21 protein-coding genes and 1 rRNA gene are annotated in these 22038 nt (G+C 50.9%); 13 read left to right on the plus strand and 9 right to left on the minus strand.

Translation table 11 applies throughout. From position 1 onward, the window contains the following. The first annotated feature begins 138 nt into the window (after positions 1-138). Positions 139-254: ribosomal RNA gene (gene rrf, locus BEB42_RS10085) — 5S ribosomal RNA — on the plus strand. Between the two features lie 332 nt (positions 255-586). Beyond that, the gene (kgtP, locus tag BEB42_RS10095; protein WP_000841106.1) at positions 587-1885 is read left to right on the plus strand and encodes an alpha-ketoglutarate permease; all 1299 of its coding nucleotides are present in this window, start codon (positions 587-589) and stop codon (positions 1883-1885) included. Here kgtP and BEB42_RS10100 read toward each other — a convergent pair. The 5 genes from BEB42_RS10100 to trxC all read right to left on the minus strand — a co-directional run bounded on the left by BEB42_RS10100 (position 1882) and on the right by trxC (position 7597). Beyond that, on the minus strand, positions 1882-2205 hold the full coding sequence (locus BEB42_RS10100; RefSeq protein ID WP_001221087.1) for a YfiM family lipoprotein: 324 nt from the start codon (positions 2203-2205) through the stop codon (positions 1882-1884). The two genes, kgtP and BEB42_RS10100, sit on opposite strands and share 4 nt — an antisense overlap. A gap of 44 nt (positions 2206-2249) precedes the next feature. Further along, positions 2250-3605, minus strand: a complete 1356-nt coding sequence (pssA, locus tag BEB42_RS10105) for a CDP-diacylglycerol--serine O-phosphatidyltransferase (RefSeq protein WP_105267348.1) — start codon at positions 3603-3605, stop codon at positions 2250-2252. A gap of 113 nt (positions 3606-3718) precedes the next feature. After that, complete coding sequence (patZ, locus tag BEB42_RS10110; protein ID WP_105267349.1) at positions 3719-6379, minus strand: peptidyl-lysine N-acetyltransferase PatZ; 2661 nt, start codon at positions 6377-6379, stop codon at positions 3719-3721. Between the two features lie 31 nt (positions 6380-6410). Then, positions 6411-7109 carry a tRNA-uridine aminocarboxypropyltransferase gene (gene tapT, locus BEB42_RS10115; protein WP_001353020.1) on the minus strand — a complete coding sequence of 233 codons (699 nt, stop codon included), beginning with the start codon at positions 7107-7109 and terminating at the stop codon, positions 6411-6413. A gap of 68 nt (positions 7110-7177) precedes the next feature. Further along, positions 7178-7597 (minus strand): thioredoxin TrxC, encoded by a 420-nt coding sequence (trxC, locus tag BEB42_RS10120; RefSeq protein ID WP_001098726.1) that lies wholly within the window; start codon positions 7595-7597, stop codon positions 7178-7180. 206 nt (positions 7598-7803) lie between these two features. Between trxC and BEB42_RS10130 the strand changes: the two genes are divergently transcribed. Next, a complete protein-coding gene (locus BEB42_RS10130; protein WP_000997419.1) occupies positions 7804-8841 on the plus strand; it encodes a tRNA/rRNA methyltransferase in 1038 nt (345 codons plus the stop codon). A 47-nt stretch (positions 8842-8888) separates the two neighbouring features. Here the strand turns inward: BEB42_RS10130 and ung are convergent, their stop codons facing one another. Continuing rightward, entirely contained in the window at positions 8889-9578 is a 690-nt protein-coding gene (gene ung, locus BEB42_RS10135; protein ID WP_088541189.1) for a uracil-DNA glycosylase, read from the minus strand. Positions 9579-9882: 304 nt separating this feature from the next. Here ung and grcA point away from each other — a divergent pair, with 304 nt between their 5' ends. Continuing rightward, positions 9883-10266: an autonomous glycyl radical cofactor GrcA gene (grcA, locus tag BEB42_RS10140; RefSeq protein WP_000627804.1), complete on the plus strand. Its 384-nt coding sequence runs from the start codon at positions 9883-9885 to the stop codon at positions 10264-10266. A gap of 55 nt (positions 10267-10321) precedes the next feature. Here grcA and eamB read toward each other — a convergent pair whose 3' ends face one another. After that, positions 10322-10909 carry a cysteine/O-acetylserine transporter gene (gene eamB / locus BEB42_RS10145; protein ID WP_105267350.1) on the minus strand — a complete coding sequence of 196 codons (588 nt, stop codon included), beginning with the start codon at positions 10907-10909 and terminating at the stop codon, positions 10322-10324. A 102-nt stretch (positions 10910-11011) separates the two neighbouring features. On the opposite strand from eamB, the gene BEB42_RS10150 reads away from it, so the two are divergent. Then, a complete protein-coding gene (locus tag BEB42_RS10150) occupies positions 11012-11893 on the plus strand; it encodes a LysR family transcriptional regulator (protein ID WP_105267351.1) in 882 nt (293 codons plus the stop codon). Positions 11894-12101: 208 nt separating this feature from the next. Here the strand turns inward: BEB42_RS10150 and srmB are convergent, their stop codons facing one another. Continuing rightward, positions 12102-13436, minus strand: coding sequence for an ATP-dependent RNA helicase SrmB (gene srmB / locus BEB42_RS10155; RefSeq protein ID WP_000219193.1), 1335 nt, complete (start codon positions 13434-13436; stop codon positions 12102-12104). A gap of 131 nt (positions 13437-13567) precedes the next feature. On the opposite strand from srmB, the gene trmN reads away from it, so the two are divergent. Next, complete coding sequence (trmN, locus tag BEB42_RS10160; protein ID WP_001353022.1) at positions 13568-14305, plus strand: tRNA(1)(Val) (adenine(37)-N(6))-methyltransferase TrmN; 738 nt, start codon at positions 13568-13570, stop codon at positions 14303-14305. Here the strand turns inward: trmN and nadB are convergent. After that, positions 14290-15912, minus strand: a complete 1623-nt coding sequence (gene nadB, locus BEB42_RS10165; protein WP_105267352.1) for an L-aspartate oxidase — start codon at positions 15910-15912, stop codon at positions 14290-14292. The genes trmN and nadB overlap by 16 nt on opposite strands. 255 nt (positions 15913-16167) lie before the next feature. On the opposite strand from nadB, the gene rseD reads away from it, so the two are divergent. The 7 genes from rseD (at position 16168) to lepB (ending at position 21997) form a co-directional block, all read left to right on the plus strand. Further along, positions 16168-16323 carry a rpoE leader peptide RseD gene (gene rseD / locus BEB42_RS26225; RefSeq protein WP_001303621.1) on the plus strand — a complete coding sequence of 52 codons (156 nt, stop codon included), beginning with the start codon at positions 16168-16170 and terminating at the stop codon, positions 16321-16323. Further along, positions 16320-16895 carry an RNA polymerase sigma factor RpoE gene (gene rpoE / locus BEB42_RS10170; RefSeq protein ID WP_001295364.1) on the plus strand — a complete coding sequence of 192 codons (576 nt, stop codon included), beginning with the start codon at positions 16320-16322 and terminating at the stop codon, positions 16893-16895. The genes rseD and rpoE overlap by 4 nt, the downstream gene beginning before the upstream one ends. 32 nt (positions 16896-16927) lie before the next feature. Further along, positions 16928-17578, plus strand: a complete 651-nt coding sequence (gene rseA, locus BEB42_RS10175; protein ID WP_001168459.1) for an anti-sigma-E factor RseA — start codon at positions 16928-16930, stop codon at positions 17576-17578. Further along, positions 17578-18534, plus strand: a complete 957-nt coding sequence (gene rseB, locus BEB42_RS10180; RefSeq protein WP_105267353.1) for a sigma-E factor regulatory protein RseB — start codon at positions 17578-17580, stop codon at positions 18532-18534. The genes rseA and rseB overlap by 1 nt, the downstream gene beginning before the upstream one ends. Next, positions 18531-19010 carry a SoxR-reducing system protein RseC gene (gene rseC / locus BEB42_RS10185; RefSeq protein WP_000589075.1) on the plus strand — a complete coding sequence of 160 codons (480 nt, stop codon included), beginning with the start codon at positions 18531-18533 and terminating at the stop codon, positions 19008-19010. The genes rseB and rseC overlap by 4 nt, the downstream gene beginning before the upstream one ends. Positions 19011-19207: 197 nt before the next feature. After that, on the plus strand, positions 19208-21007 hold the full coding sequence (gene lepA, locus BEB42_RS10190; protein ID WP_000790168.1) for a translation elongation factor 4: 1800 nt from the start codon (positions 19208-19210) through the stop codon (positions 21005-21007). Between the two features lie 15 nt (positions 21008-21022). Beyond that, on the plus strand, positions 21023-21997 hold the full coding sequence (gene lepB / locus BEB42_RS10195; RefSeq protein WP_000002542.1) for a signal peptidase I: 975 nt from the start codon (positions 21023-21025) through the stop codon (positions 21995-21997). The last annotated feature ends 41 nt before the right edge of the window (positions 21998-22038 follow it).

Consider the following 22038-nt stretch of genomic DNA (forward strand, 5'->3'; position numbering starts at 1 on the left):
GCGTTGAGCTAACCGGTACTAATGAACCGTGAGGCTTAACCTTACAACGCCGAAGGTGTTTTGGCGGATTGAGAGAAGATTTTCAGCCTGATACAGATTAAATCAGAACGCAGAAGCGGTCTGATGAAACAGAATTTGCCTGGCGGCCTTAGCGCGGTGGTCCCACCTGACCCCATGCCGAACTCAGAAGTGAAACGCCGTAGCGCCGATGGTAGTGTGGGGTCTCCCCATGCGAGAGTAGGGAACTGCCAGGCATCAAATTAAGCGAAAGGCCATCCTGACGGATGGCCTTTTTGCGCTGGTGCGGAAAAAATGCCGGATGCGACGCTGGCTGCATCTTATCCGTCCTACGCTCCCACATAAGCCAGATTCAACAGCGAATACGGCTCCCCCAAATTGCCCACTTAAATACTTCCTCCTTACCAGAAATCTATCCTTAAGCTCCTTAATAACCATTTTCCTGCTAACTAAATTCATGGTTAAGGTTGCATAATGATGTGCAACAAATGTATAACATTTTCTTTACCAAAAAAATAAACAACAGCGACCGACAAAAGCATCGGATTACGGCAGGAGACATAATGGCATGGCTGAAAGTACTGTAACGGCAGACAGCAAACTGACAAGTAGTGATACTCGTCGCCGCATTTGGGCAATTGTGGGGGCCTCTTCAGGTAATTTGGTCGAGTGGTTCGATTTCTATGTCTACTCGTTCTGTTCACTCTACTTCGCCCACATCTTCTTCCCTTCCGGGAACACGACGACTCAACTACTGCAAACAGCAGGTGTTTTTGCTGCGGGATTTCTGATGCGCCCAATAGGCGGTTGGCTATTTGGCCGCATAGCCGATAAACATGGTCGCAAAAAATCGATGCTATTATCGGTGTGTATGATGTGTTTCGGCTCACTGGTTATCGCCTGTTTGCCAGGCTACGAAACAATCGGTACCTGGGCTCCGGCATTATTGCTTCTTGCTCGTTTATTCCAGGGATTATCCGTTGGCGGAGAATATGGCACCAGCGCCACCTATATGAGTGAAGTTGCCGTTGAAGGGCGCAAAGGTTTTTACGCATCATTTCAGTATGTGACGTTGATCGGCGGGCAACTGCTAGCTCTACTGGTTGTCGTGGTTTTACAACACACCATGGAAGACGCTGCACTCAGAGAGTGGGGATGGCGTATTCCTTTCGCGTTAGGAGCTGTGTTAGCTGTTGTGGCGTTGTGGTTACGTCGTCAGTTAGATGAAACTTCACAACAAGAAACACGCGCTTTAAAAGAAGCTGGATCTCTAAAAGGATTATGGCGCAATCGCCGTGCATTCATCATGGTTCTCGGTTTTACCGCTGCGGGCTCCCTTTGTTTCTATACCTTCACCACTTATATGCAGAAGTATCTGGTAAATACTGCGGGAATGCATGCCAACGTGGCGAGTGGCATTATGACTGCCGCATTGTTTGTATTCATGCTTATTCAACCACTTATTGGCGCGCTGTCGGATAAGATTGGTCGTCGTACCTCAATGTTATGTTTCGGTTCTCTGGCAACCATTTTTACCGTTCCTATTCTCTCAGCATTGCAGAACGTTTCTTCGCCTTACGCCGCTTTTGGTCTGGTGATGTGCGCCCTGCTGATAGTGAGTTTTTATACTTCAATCAGTGGAATACTGAAGGCTGAGATGTTCCCGGCACAGGTTCGCGCATTAGGCGTTGGTCTGTCATATGCGGTCGCCAATGCTATATTTGGTGGTTCGGCGGAGTACGTAGCGTTGTCGCTGAAATCAATAGGAATGGAAACAGCCTTCTTCTGGTATGTGACCTTGATGGCTGTAGTAGCGTTTCTGGTTTCTCTGATGCTTCATCGCAAAGGGAAGGGGATGCGCCTTTAATTATGCGCCAACTGCCAGACGGTATAGCCAGTAGTTGCACCGGCGACATCCCAGGTAAAATCTTTCCAGCTCCAGCCGCTCCCCTCGGGGCGGCTATCCCAAAGTTCTTTTGACGCGCCCAGCCCAACAGAGAACATCAGCCCGAAAGTGGCACTGCGATCGCGACTCATCCCCTGATGCTGTGAATATTCATTTCCGGCAGCGGAAAGCATCGCCGAGGCGATAAAGTGTTGAGCTTTATCCTGCCCGCTCCAGCTATCGTTAGCCATATGGCTGCATCCAGAAAGTAACAATAGCGAACAGACAAAAAGAATACGCAAAACGTGGCCTCCAAAAACAAACCCCGTACAGGACGGGGTTGTGATTACAGGATGCGGCTAATTAATCGGTCGATGCGGATACGGCGCAAACGGCGAATGAGTTTACGAACCTTCACCGGATAATCGGCAATACTTTGCAGATCGCGATAGTGCTTAACGATGGTGGTATGCTCGCGGATCAGCTCCAGTTCTTTCTCTCGCTGTGGCGCAAGCTCCAGTTGCGGATCGTGAATCAAAATAGCGTTTTCCAGATCCAGACGCCAGGCGCGCGGGTTCAGGTTATTGCCGGTGATCAGCATCCACTTATCATCAACCCACATCCCTTTCAGGTGATAGGTGTTGTCGTCGTCTTTCCATAACCGAACCACTAACTGGTCAGTATTGACGTAATACTGCAAACGGCTCAGGAAACGACGCAGATTGATCTCATAGAGATAAGGCAATGCGCCAATTATCTTGAAAGGTTCATCTTCCGCAATGTAGAAGTCATTCGCGGTTTTATCACCAACAATAATTTCGACCTTTTTCCCTTCGCGCAGCAACTGGATGATATTGCGCACAAGGATTGCTGGCAGGTTGAAGTATGGCGTACAGATGGTTAGTTTCTGCTCGGCACAAGGCATAAGGTGGAAAATGGTCTTGTTCAACAGACTCGATTTCCCCAGGCCCACCAATGGCGTAACAGAAAGCTGATCGTTATCAGCATCACCCTGGAAATGATAAGCGGCATCACGCAGCTCCTGGCGGAACAGGCGAATGTCGTTCTTGATTTCCGGGTTTTTTGGACGATTAACATCATCCAGACGATTAACTCCGCGACCGTTCATTATATTCTGTGTAACCCATTCGAACATAATGTCTGACATCTTGCGGTTACGAATCAGATGATAACGGTCGTAGCGGTATTTATCGTGCTGATGCAGATAAACATCGTTCAGGCTGGCACCGCTATAAAGTACGCTATCGTCGATGATAAAGCCTTTAAAGTGCAGGACGCCAAGGGCTTCACGGGTATTGATTGGAACGCCATAAACCGGAACATCTACGCCCGGATTTTCCTGCGCCATGCGGCAGTACCAGTCAGCGTTAGTATTAGACGCCGCAGCACCAATGCGTCCACGTTGTGCACGATGCCAGTCGACCAGCACCCGCACATCCAGTTCCGGACGCTGCCGTTTAGCCTCATACAACGCGTTCAGAATGCCTTTGCCACCGTCATCCTGTTCGAGATACAGGGCGACAATGCAAATGCGCTGCTTCGCGCTGGCTATTTTTTCCAGCAGCGTCTCCCGGAAGTCGGCGGGAGCGTAAAAGAAATCGACATCATCAACTGATTGAGAAATCTTGGGTAGTTGGGCAAGGTGTTGTTGATGTTTATTACGCTTAAATTTTGACAACATCACAGTGCATTTCTTCTCTGTTCATTGAAGGGTCCTCTGTGCAATGCAGACGACATAAGCGGGCAATAATAACACCAGTCCCGATTAAGTGGTCAACATTTCCAGTACCTTACTCATGATTCCTCGCGCTGGGCAAGATTTAGCGTAAGCCCAACGATCCCCTCTTCGAGCTGGATATCAACGTTAAACCCGAGCTTGCGGGCCAGCGCCACCATGCCACGATTGTTTGGCATCGTAATACCATTCAGACGTTGCAGTCCGTGATCTCGCGTATAGGTAATCAACTTTTCCATTAAGCGTCGACCTAAGCCTAACCCTTTGAGATCCGAGCGAACCAGCACGGCAAATTCGGCATCGATGTTATCAGGATCGGAGATCGCACGCGTGACGCCGAGGATCTCTTCTGTTTGATCAATACGTCGTACCGCCACAAAAGCCATTTCCCGATCGTAGTCGATCTGCGTCATGTTGGCTAAATCTTCATGGGTAAATTCGTTGATCTCGCTAAAGTAGCGGTAATAAAGATCTTCTTTGGTGACTCGCGAAATGAATTGCTGAAGCTGTGGCTCATCTTCTGGCAAAATCGGGCGGAACAAGCAGCGTTCACCGTTTTTCAATTCTACCCATTCTTCCAGCTGATGCGGATAAGGGCGCACAGCCAGGCGACTCTCGTTATCGCCTTCAAACGGAGCGATATCCAGCGTGACATCAAGTGCGGTAAATTCATTGCCGGAAGCCAGCAAAGGATGAATATCCAGCCTCTGAATCTCCGGACAATCGACAATCAAGTTAGAAACCTGCACCAGTAACTGGCTTAATCCCGCCACATCCAGCGGGCGTAGCGCACTACGCGCACGAATCTTTTTACTTTTGATCCCCTGAATGACCAGATAACGTGCCAGGTTCATGTTCAGCGGCGGTAGTGCGACGACGGCTTGATCTTCAGGACGCCACTCCACACCGCCTTCGCCCAGCATGATCAACGGTCCGAAAACCGGATCGTGCTCAACCACTACTCGCAACTCCTGAGCGCCAGCACGGTTAGCCATACTTTGTACCAGCAGGCCGTGGATACGCGCCTGCGGCCAGGCCATTTTTACGCGATCGAAAATAGCATTTGCGGCTTGCTGGACTTCATTGGCTGTACGCAAGTAGAGCATGACGCCCTGAACTTCTGATTTATGTGGAATATCCGGCGAGCGTAATTTTAGTGCCACCGGATAACCAATCTGTTCGGCAATATGCACAGCCTCGGTGCTGTCAGTGGCAATCCAGGTGGGAAGTGTGTTCATGCCGTACGCTTGCAGGATGGGCTGAACCTCATGGGTATCAAGCGACGTAGCCCCTTCGGCAATCGCCTGTTGCAACAGAAGATGCGCTTCTGCGGTATTGGAGGTCAGATTGCTGGGCAACGCCGGCGTTTCGCGTAGTTGCTTCTGATTACGCCGGTACTCCACCATATGCATAAAAGCGGTGATGGTTCCTTCCGGGGTGCGGTAGGTCGGCAGCCCGGCTTCGCTGAATAAACGTCGTGCCTCTTGCGAGGAGTGCTCGCCGCACCAGTTCGTCAGCAGAGAAACATACTTGCTGCGGGGATGATGCTTTACCGCTTCAATTAATGCATGTGCGCTTTCTGTTGCGGGGGCAGCGGCGCTGGGCGAATGAATAACCATCAGCGCATCAAAATCCTGACTGTGGAGCAGAATATCCAGCGTTTTAATATAATGCTCACTACTGGCGTCATCACGAAGATCGAGCGGGTTAGAGATTGCCACATGTTCTGGCAGTGCATCGCGCAATTTCTGGCAGGTTTCTTCACTGAGCGTAGCCAGCTTGCCATTGCGTGACCATAAGGCATCCAGTGCCAGTGCGGCAGGTGCTGCACCGTTGCTGATAATCATCAGCCGCTCTCCACGTAGCGGGCGCATATGGCTAAGGGTTTCGACTGCCGAAAACAGCTCGTGGGTATCCTGTACTCGCAACAAACCGGCGCGCTGAATAGCTGCATCCCAAGCAGGATCCATTCCTGCCGTGGTGTTCAGTAGTCGTTGCGCCGCCGGGCTACGTCCACTTTTAATCACCAGAATCGGTTTATTACGTGAGGCGCTACGTGCAGCCGAAACAAAACGTCGCGCATCACTTAATTGTTCGAGGTAGAGCAGGATTGCACTGGTTTTGCTGTCGCGCGCCAGATAATCGAGCAATTCATCAACGTCGATATCCAGGCTGTCGCCGAGAGCAATAAAGTAGGAAAAGCCCATTTCCCGCTGTTGTGCCCAGTCGAGGATGGTATTGGAGACGGCGGCAGACTGCGAAATAAACGCCAGTTTGCCGCGTTTAATCGGTACAGGCGAAAAGCTGGCATTCAGGCCTTGCCAGGGGGCCAGTAATCCCAGACTGTTTGGCCCCAGCAGACGCATGTTATGGCGCAGGGCGCAGGCGCGGAGATCTTCGTGTTGCGATGCCGGGGCGGAAAGAATAATGCAGGTTTTACAGCCTTTCTCGCCGAGCTCTTCCAGAAGAGTAAGATTGCGGCTGGCATTGGTACATAAAACCGCAAGATCGGGTGTAAAGGGCAGGCTGGCAATATCCGGCCAGGCCAACACACCCAACACCGCTTTCCAGGCAGGCGTCACCGGGAGTACCGGCCCGTTAAATCCCCCCGCCAGCAGGTTACGCATCATCAGATAACCTGCGCGATTGGGTTTCATCGATGCGCCAATTACCGCAATCGATTTTGGTCGCAGTAGTGCTTCCAGTCCTCGCTGACTCATATCGGTCTCCCGCAGAAGTGACCGAATGATTTTAAACGCTTTCTAACTGTTCTGCTGTGATGCTACCCAGATGTTGCGTTTTTCCTGCCAGATAGCGTGTTTTAAAGCGGGTGAAATGCTCGCCTAGACCTGCCGCCGCTCCGGTATCGCCGGCCATATCTAACAGTGCGATGGCAACTTCGGCAGTGCAGTATTGGCCTTCAGCCTGGGCTTCACGCAGGCGATAGGCTGATAGCCGGGAAAGATCGACGGAAATGACGGGAAGATTATCCAGATACGGACTTTTACGAAACATCTTGCGAGCTTCCGGCCAGGTACCATCGAGCATGATAAATAGCGGAGGCTTACCGGCAGGTGGTGTGAAGATCACTTCCCGTTGCTCATCAGCATACGAGGCGGGAAAGACCACCATTGGCTGATAGTCCGGGTTTTGTACCAGAGCTAGCAAATCCTGCGAGGGTTCGGTACGGGACCATTGAAACGCGACGGTATTTGGCAAGATATCGGCAATCAGACGCCCGGTGTTACTGGGCTTCATTGGCTCGGTGTCGAACATCAGCAAACAAAAGCGACTTTTAGCTTCCGCTGGAGTAATTGTCGAACAGAGACATAATTTCTCTGGCAAAAGACAGCGTTGGCAACGACGAACGCGATTACCGCGGGCAAGAAAAGGACGTGTTGCGCGCGCAATACGCTCGGCGCGTAACTGGAGAACAGCGTTTTCGGTCATAAGAGAGCGTCGAAAAAACGCCATTGTCGCAGAGGAGAAAACGGGGCACAAGATGCACCCCGACAAGATTAAAGCGATTCGTTCAGCCAGCTATCGAAAGGTGCTTTTGGTACTGCGCCATTAAGCATGTCGACAACCTGACCGTTTTTGAAAATCATGATTGTCGGAATGCTACGAATACCAAAGCGGCTGCTTAATTCACGTTCAGCTTCGGTATTCACTTTCACAAAGCGCACTTTACCGCTACGCTCTTGCGCAACATCTTCAAAAATTGGTGCGAAATTACGGCAGGGGCCGCACCACGGCGCCCAGAAGTCGATCACCACAGGCAGATCATCTTTCAGCAATTTATCGAGCGTTTCACCGGTCGCATTAATCACCTCTCCGTCAAACAAGTCGTGACCGCAGCGTCCGCATTTTGCCGCATCTTCGATCCGATCGTCGGGAATGCGATTGATGGCCTGACAATGGGTACAAACGGTATTCATAACTAACCTCGGGATGAGTAAGGAGACTTATCGGCAACGACGCCGGTATGTTTCTAATATGTTACATATTATCGGGGACATTGTTCCAGACAACAATCTGTTTTATTCAATAGGTATGATAGTCGCAGGCTTTGGTACGAAATCATGGCGAACCGCGCGCACTTCGGGTAATCTGCGCGCTTCGCGCAGCGCTGGTGGAGAAAAGCATGAACGATGAGATGAAAGGTAAAAGCGGCAAGGTCAAAGTGATGTATGTCCGCAGTGATGATGATTCTGATAAACGTACCCATAACCCGCGTACCGGGAAAGGGGGCGGGCGTCCAGGAAAATCTCGTGCCGACGGTGGCCGTCGCCCCGCCCGCGATGACAAACAAAGTCAGCCCCGTGACCGCAAGTGGGAAGAGTCTCCGTGGCGCACGGTTTCCCGCGCACCGGGTGATGAGACGCCGGAAAAGGCCGATCACGGTGGCATCAGTGGTAAAAGTTTTATTGATCCGGAAGTTTTGCGTCGTCAGCGTGCGGAAGAAACCCGCGTCTACGGCGAAAACGCCTGTCAGGCACTGTTCCAGAGCCGCCCCGAAGCGATTGTTCGCGCCTGGTTTATTCAGAGCGTAACGCCACGTTTTAAAGAAGCATTGCGCTGGATGGCGGCAAACCGCAAAGCGTATCATGTGGTGGATGAAGCGGAACTGACCAAAGCGTCAGGCACGGAACATCACGGCGGCGTTTGCTTCCTGATCAAAAAGCGTAACGGTACAACCGTGCAGCAGTGGGTAAGTCAGGCAGGTGCGCAGGATTGTGTACTGGCACTGGAAAACGAATCTAACCCGCATAACCTGGGCGGCATGATGCGCAGTTGCGCACACTTCGGCGTGAAAGGCGTTGTGGTGCAGGATGCGGCGTTGCTGGAATCCGGTGCGGCTATCCGTACCGCAGAAGGCGGTGCAGAGCATGTTCAGCCGATTACTGGCGACAACATTGTTAACGTGCTGGATGACTTCCGCCAGGCGGGTTACACCGTAGTGACCACCTCCAGCGAGCAGGGTAAACCGCTGTTCAAAACCAGTCTGCCAGAGAAAATGGTGCTAGTGCTGGGTCAGGAATATGAAGGGTTACCGGATGCCGCACGCGATCCGAACGATTTGCGCGTGAAGATTGACGGAACTGGCAATGTTGCCGGGCTGAATATCTCTGTTGCAACCGGCGTTTTGCTTGGCGAATGGTGGCGTCAGAACAAAGCCTGATAAATCAGCCGGGTGGCACTTCTGCCATCCGGCGTTTTCCCTTAAATTTACTCACTCTCTGCCGGTAATACTGGCATCCAGTCAATCGGTTTCTCGCCACGTTGTTCCAGCCACTGATTTGCCAGCACAAAATGATTGCAGCCAAAGAATCCACGATGTGCAGAAAGCGGCGATGGATGCGGCGCTTTCAGTACGTGGTGGCGTTGCTTATCTATAATCGCCCCTTTCTTTTGCGCATGTGATCCCCACAACAAAAACACCACGCCTTCGCGGTGCTGGTTAATCAGGCTGATGACTTTGTCGGTGAAGGTCTCCCAACCGAGGCTGGCGTGGGAATGCGCCTGACCTGCGCGAACCGTCAAGACGGTATTGAGCAGCAAAACGCCCTGACGCGCCCAGCTCTCAAGATAGCCATGACCAGGGCGGGTAAAGCCGGGAATGGTATTTTCCAGCTCTTTATACATATTCAGCAGTGACGGCGGTGTCGCAATGCCTGGGCGAACGGAAAATGCCAGGCCGTGCGCCTGTCCCGGTCCGTGATAAGGATCTTGGCCGAGAATCACCACTTTGACGTCGCCCAACTCGGTAAAGCGAAAGGCGTTAAAGACATCTTTTTGTGGTGGATAGATAGTGATGCCGGACTGCCGCTCGCTGGCGACGGTTTGAAGGGTATTAAGGAAATAGGGTTGTTGCTTCTCTTCAGCCAGCACGTCATGCCAGGTTAATTCGTTAGCCATCTCGCTCTCCTGCGAATTTTCAATCCGCCTAGCTTAACTGCTTCTTTCTACAGAACAAAACCAAGCTCATTTTTTAGACTTTAATGAGTGCAAAAAAATGTAAATTGGTAAAATTTCACACCCGTATAAGTTGATGTAAAACAATAAAATCCATTTGCGACCACACTTGATGTGTGGTTTTTATTGATTTAAATCAAAGAATCAAGGGTGTTTGAGGAGTATATATACACTCAAGCAACAATGGTTTTACCAATTGGCCGCGACAGGCTAATCAAATCAAATAATTTTGCCGGGGAGGCATCACATGATTACAGGTATCCAGATTACTAAAGCTGCTAATGACGATCTGCTGAACTCTTTCTGGCTGCTGGACAGCGAAAAAGGCGAAGCGCGTTGCATCGTTGCGAAAGCAGGTTTTGCAGAAGACGAAGTGGTTGCAGTAAGCAAACTGGGTGACATTGAATACCGTGAAGTTCCAGTAGAAGTTAAACCAGAAGTTCGCGTTGAAGGTGGTCAGCACCTGAATGTAAACGTTCTGCGTCGTGAAACTCTGGAGGATGCAGTTAAGCATCCGGAAAAATATCCGCAGCTGACCATCCGTGTATCCGGTTATGCAGTTCGCTTTAACTCTCTGACTCCGGAACAGCAGCGCGATGTTATTGCTCGTACCTTTACTGAAAGCCTGTAAGGTTTAAGTAGCAAGTTACTAAGCGGAAGAGGGCGACCTCTTCCGCTTTTTTTCATTAACAGAAAATGCGCACTGCGCAATAGACCAGCAACAACGCCAGCACGATATTTAACTGGCGACCATACTGGCGAAACAATCGCTGAAACAGATGCCCCGCCAGCGCCCAGCACACATTGCCAAAGGTCCCAATCATTGCCAGCAAAACGCTGACGCCAATCACCCAGCTTAACGCCTGCGTTTGTGGCAGGACAAATGTCGACAGTGCTGTAATGCCGTACAAAATAATTTTGACGTTCACAAACTGCAAAGCAAAGCTGGCCCAGAAGCTGATCGGTTTGGCCTGAAGTCCGTCTTCCTTGGTTGGACTGGTAGCGATTTTCCACGCCAGCCAGATAATATATGCCGCTCCTGCCCAACTCAAAAGGTGCACCGCTGCCGGGTCGATAACAGCCAGTGAAAATGAAATTCCTGCACACAGTAACATCACAATCAAAAATCCCAGACTCATCCCTGCCAGCACGCGGGTACTCCGACGAAATCCATGCGACGTGGCAGAGCTAAGAGCGAGTATATTGTTTGGTCCTGGCGTCAGGGCGGTAATCAGGGTGTAGGTCCAAAAAGCACTTAAAAGGGTCGGTGTCACTTGTTATCTCCTCTGTTTTGGTAGACAGTACCCGACACGAAACATTTAAAAAAATGAATGTTTTAATATTCTAAATTCGATATTTTCGATGGGTTTGGGGTTATGGATCTGCGCCGTTTTATTACGCTTAAAACCGTGGTGGAAGAGGGTTCCTTTTTGCGAGCTTCGCAAAAATTGTGCTGCACACAATCGACGGTGACTTTTCATATTCAGCAGCTTGAACAGGAGTTCTCAGTACAATTGTTTGAGAAAATTGGCCGACGGATGTGCCTCACTCGCGAAGGCAAAAAGTTGCTGCCGCACATCTATGAACTCACCAGAGTGATGGATACGCTTCGTGAGGCTGCCAAAAAAGAGTCGGAACCGGACGGGGAACTACGCGTTGTTTCAGGCGAAACGCTGCTCTCTTACCGAATGCCGCAGGTGTTGCAGCGTTTTCGGCAACGTGCACCAAAAGTGCGTTTATCACTGCAGTCGCTGAACTGTTACGTGATCCGTGATGCTCTACTGAATGATGAGGCCGACGTCGGTGTTTTTTATCGCGTAGGAAATGATGATGCTCTGAATCGACGAGAATTGGGTGAACAATCGCTGGTGCTGGTGGCTTCACCGCAAATTGCAGATGTCGATTTTACTCAGCCTGGAAGACATAACGCCTGTAGCTTTATTATCAACGAACCACAATGTGTCTTCCGGCAGATATTTGAGAGCACGCTGCGCCAGCGGCGGATCACGGTGGAAAATACCATTGAGCTTATAAGTATCGAAAGCATAAAGCGTTGTGTCGCGGCGAATATCGGAGTTAGCTATCTGCCGCGTTTTGCGGTGGCAAAAGAGTTGGAGTGCGGAGAATTAATCGAATTGCCTTTTGGCGAACAGTCGCAGACCATTACGGCAATGTGCGCTCACCATGCCGGGAAAGCGGTTAGCCCGGCGATGCACACTTTTATTCAGTGTGTTGAGGAGTGTTTTTTGCCGGGATAAAAATAATGCCGGGCTTAAACCCGGCACCCAACTTGTCGACGAAGTGCGTTTTGTTCATGCCGGATGCGGCGTGAACGCCTTATCCAGCCTACAAGATCGTGCAAATTCAATATATTGCATGAGCCATGTAGGCCTGATAAGCGTAGCACATCAGGCAGTTTTGCGTTTGCCAGCACTTTTAATTCCGGGCTTAAACCCGGAATTAAGATCACTCTTCTGTCGTTTGTGGCGGTACGCCTGTTCCGCTTGGTTTGCGTCGCTTACCAATATTTTTGGTATCGCGATGGCGTTTTTTCACCCGTGGCTTCTCTTTCTCTTTAGCCTTTTTCTTCTCGGCGCGTTTTGCCAGTACTTTCTTCGATGGCTTGCCGGTCTGCTTCTCGCTTGGCGCACGCGTTTTCGGGCGTAACTCATCAATTACGCGAGCTTTAATTGGCTCTTCAATATAACGGCCTACTTTGCCCAGCAGCAGATGGTCATGAGCTTCAACCAGTGAAATCGCGGTTCCCTTACGACCAGCGCGAGCAGTACGTCCGATACGGTGTAAATAAGTATCGCCACTGCGTGGCATATCGAAGTTAAAGACATGGCTGACATCCGGAATGTCGATACCGCGCGCGGCAACATCAGTGGCAACCAGTACGTTAACGCGACCTTCGGTCAGACGCTTGATCGCTTCGTTACGCTTGCCTTGTACCATCTCACCTTCGAGATAGCAGTTGTTGATGCCCGCTTCGCGCAGCCAGTTTGCCAGTTCATGCACACGCTCACGCTTACGCACAAATACAATTGAGCGGGTCGCTTCCGGTTGTTTTAACAGATGCACCAGTAATGCGGTTTTATGCTCAAGATCATCAGCGCGGTAATACCACTGATGAATCTTTTTGCGCTCACGGGTGGATGGATTCGCAGAAACTTCCACCGGATCTTCAAGCAGACGCTCGGCAAAATCCTGAATGGCATCGCCTTCAAGCGTTGCCGAGAAGAGCAGAGTCTGTTTACGCCAGCGCGTTTCGCCCGCAATATGTTCGATATCCTGAGCAAAACCCATATCCAGCATTCGGTCTGCTTCGTCGAGGATCAGCGTTTCAACCGCGCGGCAATCGAAGTTCTCTTCTTTTATGTATTGCAGCAGACGTCCGGTCGTGGCAACCACGATATCTTGGTTTTCGCTGAATACTTCCGCGTGGTTCATATAGGCTACGCCGCCGGTGATGGTGGCGATATCCAGATGCGTATGTTTCGCCAGTTCGCGGGCATGATCGGCCACCTGCATCGCCAGTTCGCGAGTTGGGGTGAGGATCAAAATACGCGGCGGGCCGGATTTCTTACGGGGAAAATCGAGCAGGTGCTGCAACGCTGGCAGCAGATACGCCGCCGTTTTACCGGTGCCTGTCGGCGCAGAACCGAGTACATCACGGCCATCGAGCGCAGGCGGAATGGCGGCAGCCTGAATGGCGGTCGGGCGAGTGAAACCTTTATCCTGGAGGGCTTCCAGCAGGCTTTCGTCGAGTTCAAGTTCGGAAAAAGTCGTTACAGTCATGTTCTACCTCTGTGTGGGGCGCTGATTATAGACGTTACGGCTGCAATCTTCATCTGTTTGTATGGATATCGCTTCTCGGGTATTGTTCTCACCCGGTGCTATCGCCGTTTTTCCTGCAAGGTTTTATTTTCATGTCACAGTCTACATCCGTGCTTCGTCGTAATGGATTTACTTTTAAACAGTTTTTTGTTGCTCACGATCGCTGTGCAATGAAAGTGGGAACGGATGGCATTTTGCTGGGCGCATGGGCACCGGTGGCTGGGGTAAAACGTTGCCTTGATATCGGCGCGGGTAGCGGGTTGCTGGCATTAATGCTGGCGCAGCGAACCGATGACAGCGTGATGATTGATGCCGTTGAACTGGAAAGTGAAGCTGCGACTCAGGCGCAGGAAAATATCAACCAGTCCCCGTGGGCAGAGCGGATTAATATCTATCCAGCGGATATTCAGCAGTGGATCACACAGCAGACAGCACGCTTTGATTTAATCATCAGTAACCCGCCTTATTATCAGCAGGGCGTTGAGTGCGCTACGCCGCAGAGGGAACAGGCACGCTATACCACTACGCTTGATCACCAATCGTTGCTGACCTGTGCGGCGGAGTGCATTACCGAAGAGGGATTTTTCTGCGTGGTGTTGCCAGAGCAGATTGGTAATGGTTTTACTGAACTGGCATTAAGAATGGGCTGGCATTTACGTTTACGGACGGATGTGGCGGAAAACGAAACGCGACAGCCGCATCGGGTGCTGCTGGCATTCTCCCCACAGGCGGGAGAATGCTATAGCGATCGCTTAGTGATTCGTGGGCCAGACCAGAGCTATTCCGAAGCGTACACTGCGCTGACCCAGGCTTTTTATTTGTTTATGTAAAGGTTGTCGGGGGAAAGGATCGATGGGCCAGAGTGTGTGAGCAACTCCGGGTAATCCAGCGTGAAATGCAGCCCCCGGCTCTCCTTGCGCACCATCGCACAGCGAACAATCAACTCGGCAACCTGTACCAGATTACGCAGCTCCAGCAAATTATTTGATACGCGGAAATGGGCGTAATATTCGTCTATTTCCTGCTGAAGCATATTGATCCGCCGCAGGGCGCGTTCCAGACGTTTCGTTGTGCGCACAATGCCGACGTAATCCCACATAAACAGACGTAGCTCGTGCCAGTTATGTTGAATCACCACCAGTTCGTCAGGGTTCTCAACACGGCTTTCATCCCACGGCGGTAACGTACTGACGTCGTGGGCATAAGGCATACGCCTGGTAATATCCTCCGCCGCCGACCAGCCGTAAACCAGACACTCCAGTAATGAATTCGAGGCCATGCGGTTAGCGCCGTGTAAGCCGGTATAACTCACTTCGCCAATGGCGTACAAACCTTCGACGTCCGTACGCCCATGATCATCAACCATTACACCACCGCAGGTATAATGTGCAGCAGGCACAATCGGCACCGGTTCTTTCGTGAGATCTATCCCCAGCCAGAGCAACTTTTCATAGATCATCGGGAAATGCTGGCGAATAAAATCGGCAGGCTTATGGCTGATGTCGAGATACATACAATCCGCACCGAGGCGTTTCATTTCATGATCAATAGCGCGGGCGACAATATCGCGCGGGGCCAGTTCGCCGCGCTCATCGAAATCGGGCATAAAACGCGTGCCATCCGGGCGCTTGAGATAAGCACCTTCGCCGCGCAGTGCTTCCGTTAACAGGAAATTTCGTGCCTGTGGGTGATAGAGCGCGGTAGGGTGAAACTGATTAAATTCGAGATTGGCGACCCGGCAGCCCGCGCGCCACGCCATAGCAATGCCATCGCCAGAAGAAATATCCGGATTGGTGGTGTACTGATAAACCTTCGACGCACCGCCGGTTGCCAGCACAACCGCTTTTGCGTGGCAGGTTTCAACCGTTTCTTTATTTCGGTTCCATACCCACGCGCCTACAACTCGTCGCGTGCCCGGCAGGCCAATTTTGTCAGAGACAATCAGATCAACCGCGTTGCTGCGCTCCAGCACGCGAATGTTCGGATGGTTCTGCGCCTTGCTCACTAGTGTGGTTTCTACTTCTTTACCGGTGGCGTCCGCAGCATGAAGAATTCGTCGGTGACTATGTCCACCTTCACGAGTCAAATGGTAGCTTTCTTCGCCATTCGATTGAACGTGGGTATCAAACAACACCCCCTGGTCGATTAACCATTGCACACAAGAACGCGCATTGCTGGCGACAAATTCAACTGCATGGCGATCACAAATACCAGCACCGGCTATCATTGTGTCTTCCACATGCGAATCAATGCTGTCAGTTTCATCAAACACGGTGGCAATTCCGCCCTGGGCATAAAATGTTGAACCTTCCGTTACTGGGCCTTTACTTAGAACGATGACATGATGCCGATCAGCCAGACGTAGCGCCAGTGAAAGCCCGGCAGCGCCGCTACCGATAATCAACACGTCACATGAATGTTCAGGGAGAGTATTCATTTTCTTTGTTTAATTTACTAAACACGGTTTGGTCAGCATAGCATCATGTTGTGCGATTAAACACCTGCTATTTTAATTTTTGTTACAGAGGCTAAACAGACCGAATCACGGCGACGAGAAAACGAGAAGTTACTGGCTGGCGAAGGATTAGGTGGTGAAATAAAAAGGCCGTTGGGTTACTCTTCAGGCAGTTAAATGGGCATTTCTACACAGATAATGCGATGTTCAGATTCTGTAGACTTATAATGATAGATAATGATCCGTCTACAGCATGACAAACAAAAACAGATGCGTTACGGAACTTTACAAAAACGAGACACTCTAACCCTTTGCTTGCTCAAATTGCAGCTAATGGAGTGGCGTTTCGATAGCGCGTGGAAATTTGGTTTGGGGAGACTTTACCTCGGATGAGCGAGCAGTTAACGGACCAGGTCCTGGTTGAACGGGTCCAGAAGGGAGATCAGAAAGCCTTTAACTTACTGGTAGTGCGCTATCAGCATAAAGTGGCGAGTCTGGTTTCCCGCTATGTGCCGTCGGGTGATGTTCCCGATGTGGTACAAGAAGCTTTTATTAAAGCCTATCGTGCGCTGGATTCGTTCCGGGGAGATAGCGCTTTTTATACATGGCTGTATCGGATTGCTGTAAATACAGCGAAAAATTACCTGGTTGCTCAGGGACGCCGTCCACCTTCCAGTGATGTGGATGCCATTGAAGCTGAAAACTTCGAAAGTGGCGGCGCGTTGAAAGAAATTTCGAACCCTGAGAACTTAATGTTGTCAGAAGAACTGAGACAGATAGTTTTCCGAACTATTGAGTCCCTCCCGGAAGATTTACGCATGGCAATAACCTTGCGGGAGCTGGATGGCCTGAGCTATGAAGAGATAGCCGCTATCATGGATTGTCCGGTAGGTACGGTGCGTTCACGTATCTTCCGAGCGAGGGAAGCTATTGATAACAAAGTTCAACCGCTTATCAGGCGTTGACGATAGCGGGATACTGGATAAGGGTATTAGGCATGCAGAAAGAACAACTTTCCGCTTTAATGGATGGCGAAACGCTGGATAGTGAGCTGCTTAACGAACTGGCTCATAACCCAGAAATGCAGAAAACCTGGGAAAGCTATCACTTAATCCGTGACTCAATGCGGGGTGATACTCCCGAGGTGCTCCATTTCGATATCTCTTCACGCGTAATGGCCGCCATTGAAGAAGAGCCAGTACGTCAACCGGCGACACTGATCCCAGAGGCCCAGCCTGCGCCGCATCAATGGCAGAAAATGCCATTCTGGCAGAAAGTACGTCCATGGGCTGCACAGCTTACCCAAATGGGCGTAGCAGCATGCGTATCGCTTGCAGTTATCGTTGGCGTCCAGCACTATAATGGGCAATCTGAAACGTCCCAGCAGCCCGAAACGCCAGTATTTAATACACTGCCGATGATGGGTAAAGCCAGCCCGGTTAGCCTGGGAGTACCTTCTGAAGCGACTGCAAACAATGGTCAACAGCAGCAGGTACAGGAGCAGCGTCGTCGCATTAATGCAATGTTGCAGGATTACGAACTGCAACGTCGACTCCACTCTGAACAGCTTCAGTTTGAGCAGGCCCAAACACAGCAAGCCGCTGTACAGGTGCCAGGAATTCAAACTTTAGGAACGCAATCGCAGTAATGAAGCAACTTTGGTTTGCCATGTCATTAGTGACAGGTAGCCTGTTATTCTCTGCTAACGCCTCGGCCACTACCGCGTCCGGGGCGTTATTACAGCAGATGAACCTGGCCAGTCAGTCACTGAATTACGAGCTGTCATTCATCAGCATCAATAAACAGGGTGTTGAGTCTCTGCGTTATCGACATGCACGCCTCGATAACCGTCCTCTTGCACAATTGTTGCAAATGGATGGCCCGCGCCGGGAAGTGGTACAGCGCGGCAATGAAATCAGCTACTTTGAACCGGGCCTTGAACCGTTCACGCTTAATGGCGATTACATTGTTGATTCTCTGCCATCGCTCATCTATACCGATTTCAAACGCCTTTCTCCTTACTACGACTTTATCTCCGTGGGACGCACGCGTATTGCTGATCGTCTTTGCGAAGTCATTCGCGTGGTGGCCCGTGATGGCACACGCTACAGCTACATCGTGTGGATGGACACCGAATCGAAATTACCGATGCGGGTTGATCTTCTTGATCGCGATGGTGAAACGCTGGAACAATTTCGCGTGATTGCTTTTAACGTTAATCAGGATATCAGCAGCAGTATGCAGACGCTGGCGAAAGCAAATCTGCCGCCGCTGCTTTCTGTTCCTGTAGGTGAAAAAGCTAAATTCAGCTGGACGCCAACCTGGTTGCCACAGGGGTTTAGTGAAGTTTCCAGCAGCCGACGTCCGTTACCGACGATGGACAACATGCCTATCGAATCACGTCTCTATTCCGACGGATTATTCAGCTTCTCGGTAAACGTTAACCGCGCTACGCCATCGAGCACCGATCAGATGTTGCGCACCGGACGCAGAACCGTCAGTACAAGCGTACGTGATAACGCCGAAATCACCATTGTCGGCGAACTGCCGCCGCAAACGGCGAAACGCATTGCCGAGAATATTAAGTTCGGGGCAGCGCAATGATCAAAGAGTGGGCTACGGTCGTCTCCTGGCAAAACGGGCAGGCGCTGGTCAGTTGTGATGTTAAAGCCTCATGCAGCAGCTGTGCTTCTCGTGTCGGTTGCGGTAGCCGCGTGCTGAATAAACTTGGCCCACAAACCACGCATACCATTGTCGTACCCTGTGATGAACCGTTAGTGCCGGGGCAAAAAGTGGAATTAGGAATCGCCGAGGGCAGCCTTCTTAGCTCCGCATTACTGGTTTATATGTCGCCGTTGGTGGGATTATTCCTCATCGCTTCGTTATTTCAGCTACTCTTTGCTTCAGATATTGCAGCATTATGCGGTGCGATTCTCGGCGGCGTTGGTGGATTCCTGATTGCACGCGGCTACTCGCGAAAGTTTGCTGCCCGGGCGGAATGGCAACCGATCATCTTAAGCGTGGCATTGCCGCCAGGCCTTGTGCGATTTGAAACATCTTCGGAAGACGCGAGCCAGTGATTTCACTGGCTTTGTTGCATTTTGCATAACAAATGCGAGGACGTTTCCAGATACCACAATCCATACCGTATGAACATTTCCTCGCCTCAATGTTGTAGTGTAGAATGCGGCGTTTCTATTAATACAGACGTTAAGCTCAGAACAGCGACTTCTAAAAGCCTGGTTAACCGGGCATTAAGGCACAATAATCATACTTTATGAAGAATATACGTAACTTTTCGATCATAGCTCACATTGACCACGGTAAATCGACGCTGTCTGACCGTATTATCCAGATCTGCGGTGGCCTGTCTGACCGTGAAATGGAGGCGCAGGTTCTCGATTCCATGGATCTTGAGCGTGAGCGTGGCATTACCATCAAAGCGCAAAGCGTGACGCTGGATTACAAAGCGTCTGACGGCGAAACCTATCAGCTTAACTTTATCGACACCCCGGGCCACGTAGACTTCTCCTATGAAGTTTCCCGTTCGCTGGCTGCCTGTGAGGGTGCATTGCTGGTGGTCGACGCCGGGCAGGGCGTAGAAGCGCAAACCCTGGCAAACTGCTACACCGCGATGGAAATGGATCTCGAAGTAGTGCCGGTACTGAACAAGATTGACCTGCCGGCAGCTGATCCTGAACGCGTAGCAGAAGAAATTGAAGATATCGTTGGTATCGACGCCACCGACGCAGTGCGCTGCTCAGCGAAAACCGGCGTTGGTGTGCAGGACGTTCTCGAACGTCTGGTGCGCGATATTCCGCCGCCGGAAGGCGATCCGGAAGGCCCGTTACAGGCGCTAATTATCGACTCCTGGTTCGACAACTACCTGGGCGTTGTTTCACTTATCCGTATTAAAAACGGCACCCTGCGTAAGGGCGACAAAGTGAAAGTCATGAGTACCGGGCAGACCTATAACGCCGACCGTCTGGGTATTTTCACGCCGAAGCAGGTTGACCGCACTGAACTGAAATGCGGTGAAGTTGGCTGGTTGGTATGTGCGATCAAAGACATCCACGGTGCACCGGTAGGCGATACCTTAACACTGGCGCGTAATCCGGCAGAAAAGGCGCTGCCTGGCTTTAAGAAAGTCAAACCGCAGGTTTACGCAGGCTTGTTCCCGGTAAGCTCTGACGACTATGAAGCCTTCCGTGACGCGCTGGGCAAACTCAGCCTGAATGATGCCTCACTGTTCTATGAGCCGGAAAGCTCCAGCGCGTTGGGCTTTGGTTTCCGCTGCGGCTTCCTCGGCCTGCTGCACATGGAGATCATTCAGGAACGTCTGGAACGTGAATACGATCTGGATCTGATCACCACGGCGCCGACCGTAGTGTATGAAGTTGAAACTACGTCAAGAGAAGTTATTTACGTCGACAGCCCATCGAAGCTGCCAGCGGTAAATAACATCTACGAACTGCGCGAGCCGATTGCAGAGTGTCACATGCTATTGCCGCAGGCATATCTCGGTAACGTTATTACGCTGTGCGTAGAAAAACGTGGCGTACAAACCAACATGGTTTACCACGGTAACCAGGTAGCGTTGACCTACGAGATCCCGATGGCTGAAGTGGTGCTCGACTTCTTCGATCGCCTGAAATCTACCTCTCGTGGTTATGCGTCTCTGGATTACAACTTCAAACGCTTCCAGGCGTCCGACATGGTACGTGTAGACGTATTAATCAACGGTGAACGTGTTGATGCGCTGGCGCTGATCACCCACCGTGATAATTCGCAAAACCGTGGTCGCGAGCTGGTGGAAAAGATGAAGGATCTGATCCCACGCCAGCAGTTTGATATTGCCATTCAGGCAGCGATTGGTACGCACATCATTGCGCGCTCCACCGTGAAACAGCTGCGTAAAAACGTACTGGCTAAATGTTATGGTGGCGATATAAGCCGTAAGAAAAAGCTGCTGCAGAAGCAGAAAGAAGGTAAGAAACGCATGAAGCAGATCGGTAACGTCGAGCTTCCGCAGGAAGCGTTCCTCGCCATTCTGCACGTCGGCAAAGACAACAAATAACCCTTAGGAGTTGGCATGGCGAATATGTTTGCCCTCATTCTGGTGATTGCCACACTGGTGACGGGCATTTTATGGTGCGTGGATAAATTCTTTTTCGCACCTAAGCGACGGGAACGTCAGGCAGCGGCTCAAGCGGCTGCTGGTGACTCACTGGATAAAGCAACGCTGAAAAAAGTTGCGCCGAAGCCAGGTTGGCTGGAAACCGGGGCTTCTGTTTTTCCGGTGCTGGCTATTGTATTGATTGTGCGTTCGTTTATTTATGAACCGTTCCAGATCCCGTCAGGTTCGATGATGCCGACTCTGTTAATCGGTGACTTTATTCTGGTAGAAAAGTTTGCTTACGGCATTAAAGATCCTATCTACCAGAAAACGCTGATCGAAACCGGTCATCCGAAACGTGGCGATATCGTGGTCTTTAAATACCCGGAAGATCCAAAGCTTGATTACATCAAGCGTGCGGTGGGTTTACCGGGCGATAAAGTCACTTACGATCCGGTTTCAAAAGAGCTGACGATTCAGCCGGGATGCAGCTCCGGTCAGGCGTGTGAAAACGCGCTGCCGGTCACCTACTCAAACGTGGAACCGAGCGATTTCGTTCAGACCTTCTCACGTCGTAATGGTGGGGAAGCAACCAGCGGATTCTTTGAAGTGCCGAAAAACGAAACCAAAGAAAATGGAATTCGTCTTTCCGAGCGTAAAGAGACTCTGGGTGATGTGACGCACCGTATTCTGACAGTGCCGATTGCGCAGGATCAGGTGGGGATGTATTACCAGCAGCCAGGGCAACAACTGGCAACCTGGATTGTTCCACCGGGCCAATACTTCATGATGGGTGACAACCGTGACAACAGCGCGGACAGCCGTTACTGGGGCTTTGTGCCGGAAGCGAATCTGGTAGGTCGGGCAACGGCTATCTGGATGAGTTTCGATAAGCAAGAAGGCGAATGGCCGACTGGTGTGCGCTTAAGTCGTATTGGCGGCATCCATTAATAGCTTATCTTCGTTCACGTTGTCGCCGTTATGGCGACAAC

Source organism: Escherichia sp. MOD1-EC5990, from assembly GCF_002965285.1.
GTDB classification, from domain to species: Bacteria; Pseudomonadota; Gammaproteobacteria; order Enterobacterales; family Enterobacteriaceae; genus Escherichia; species Escherichia coli_F.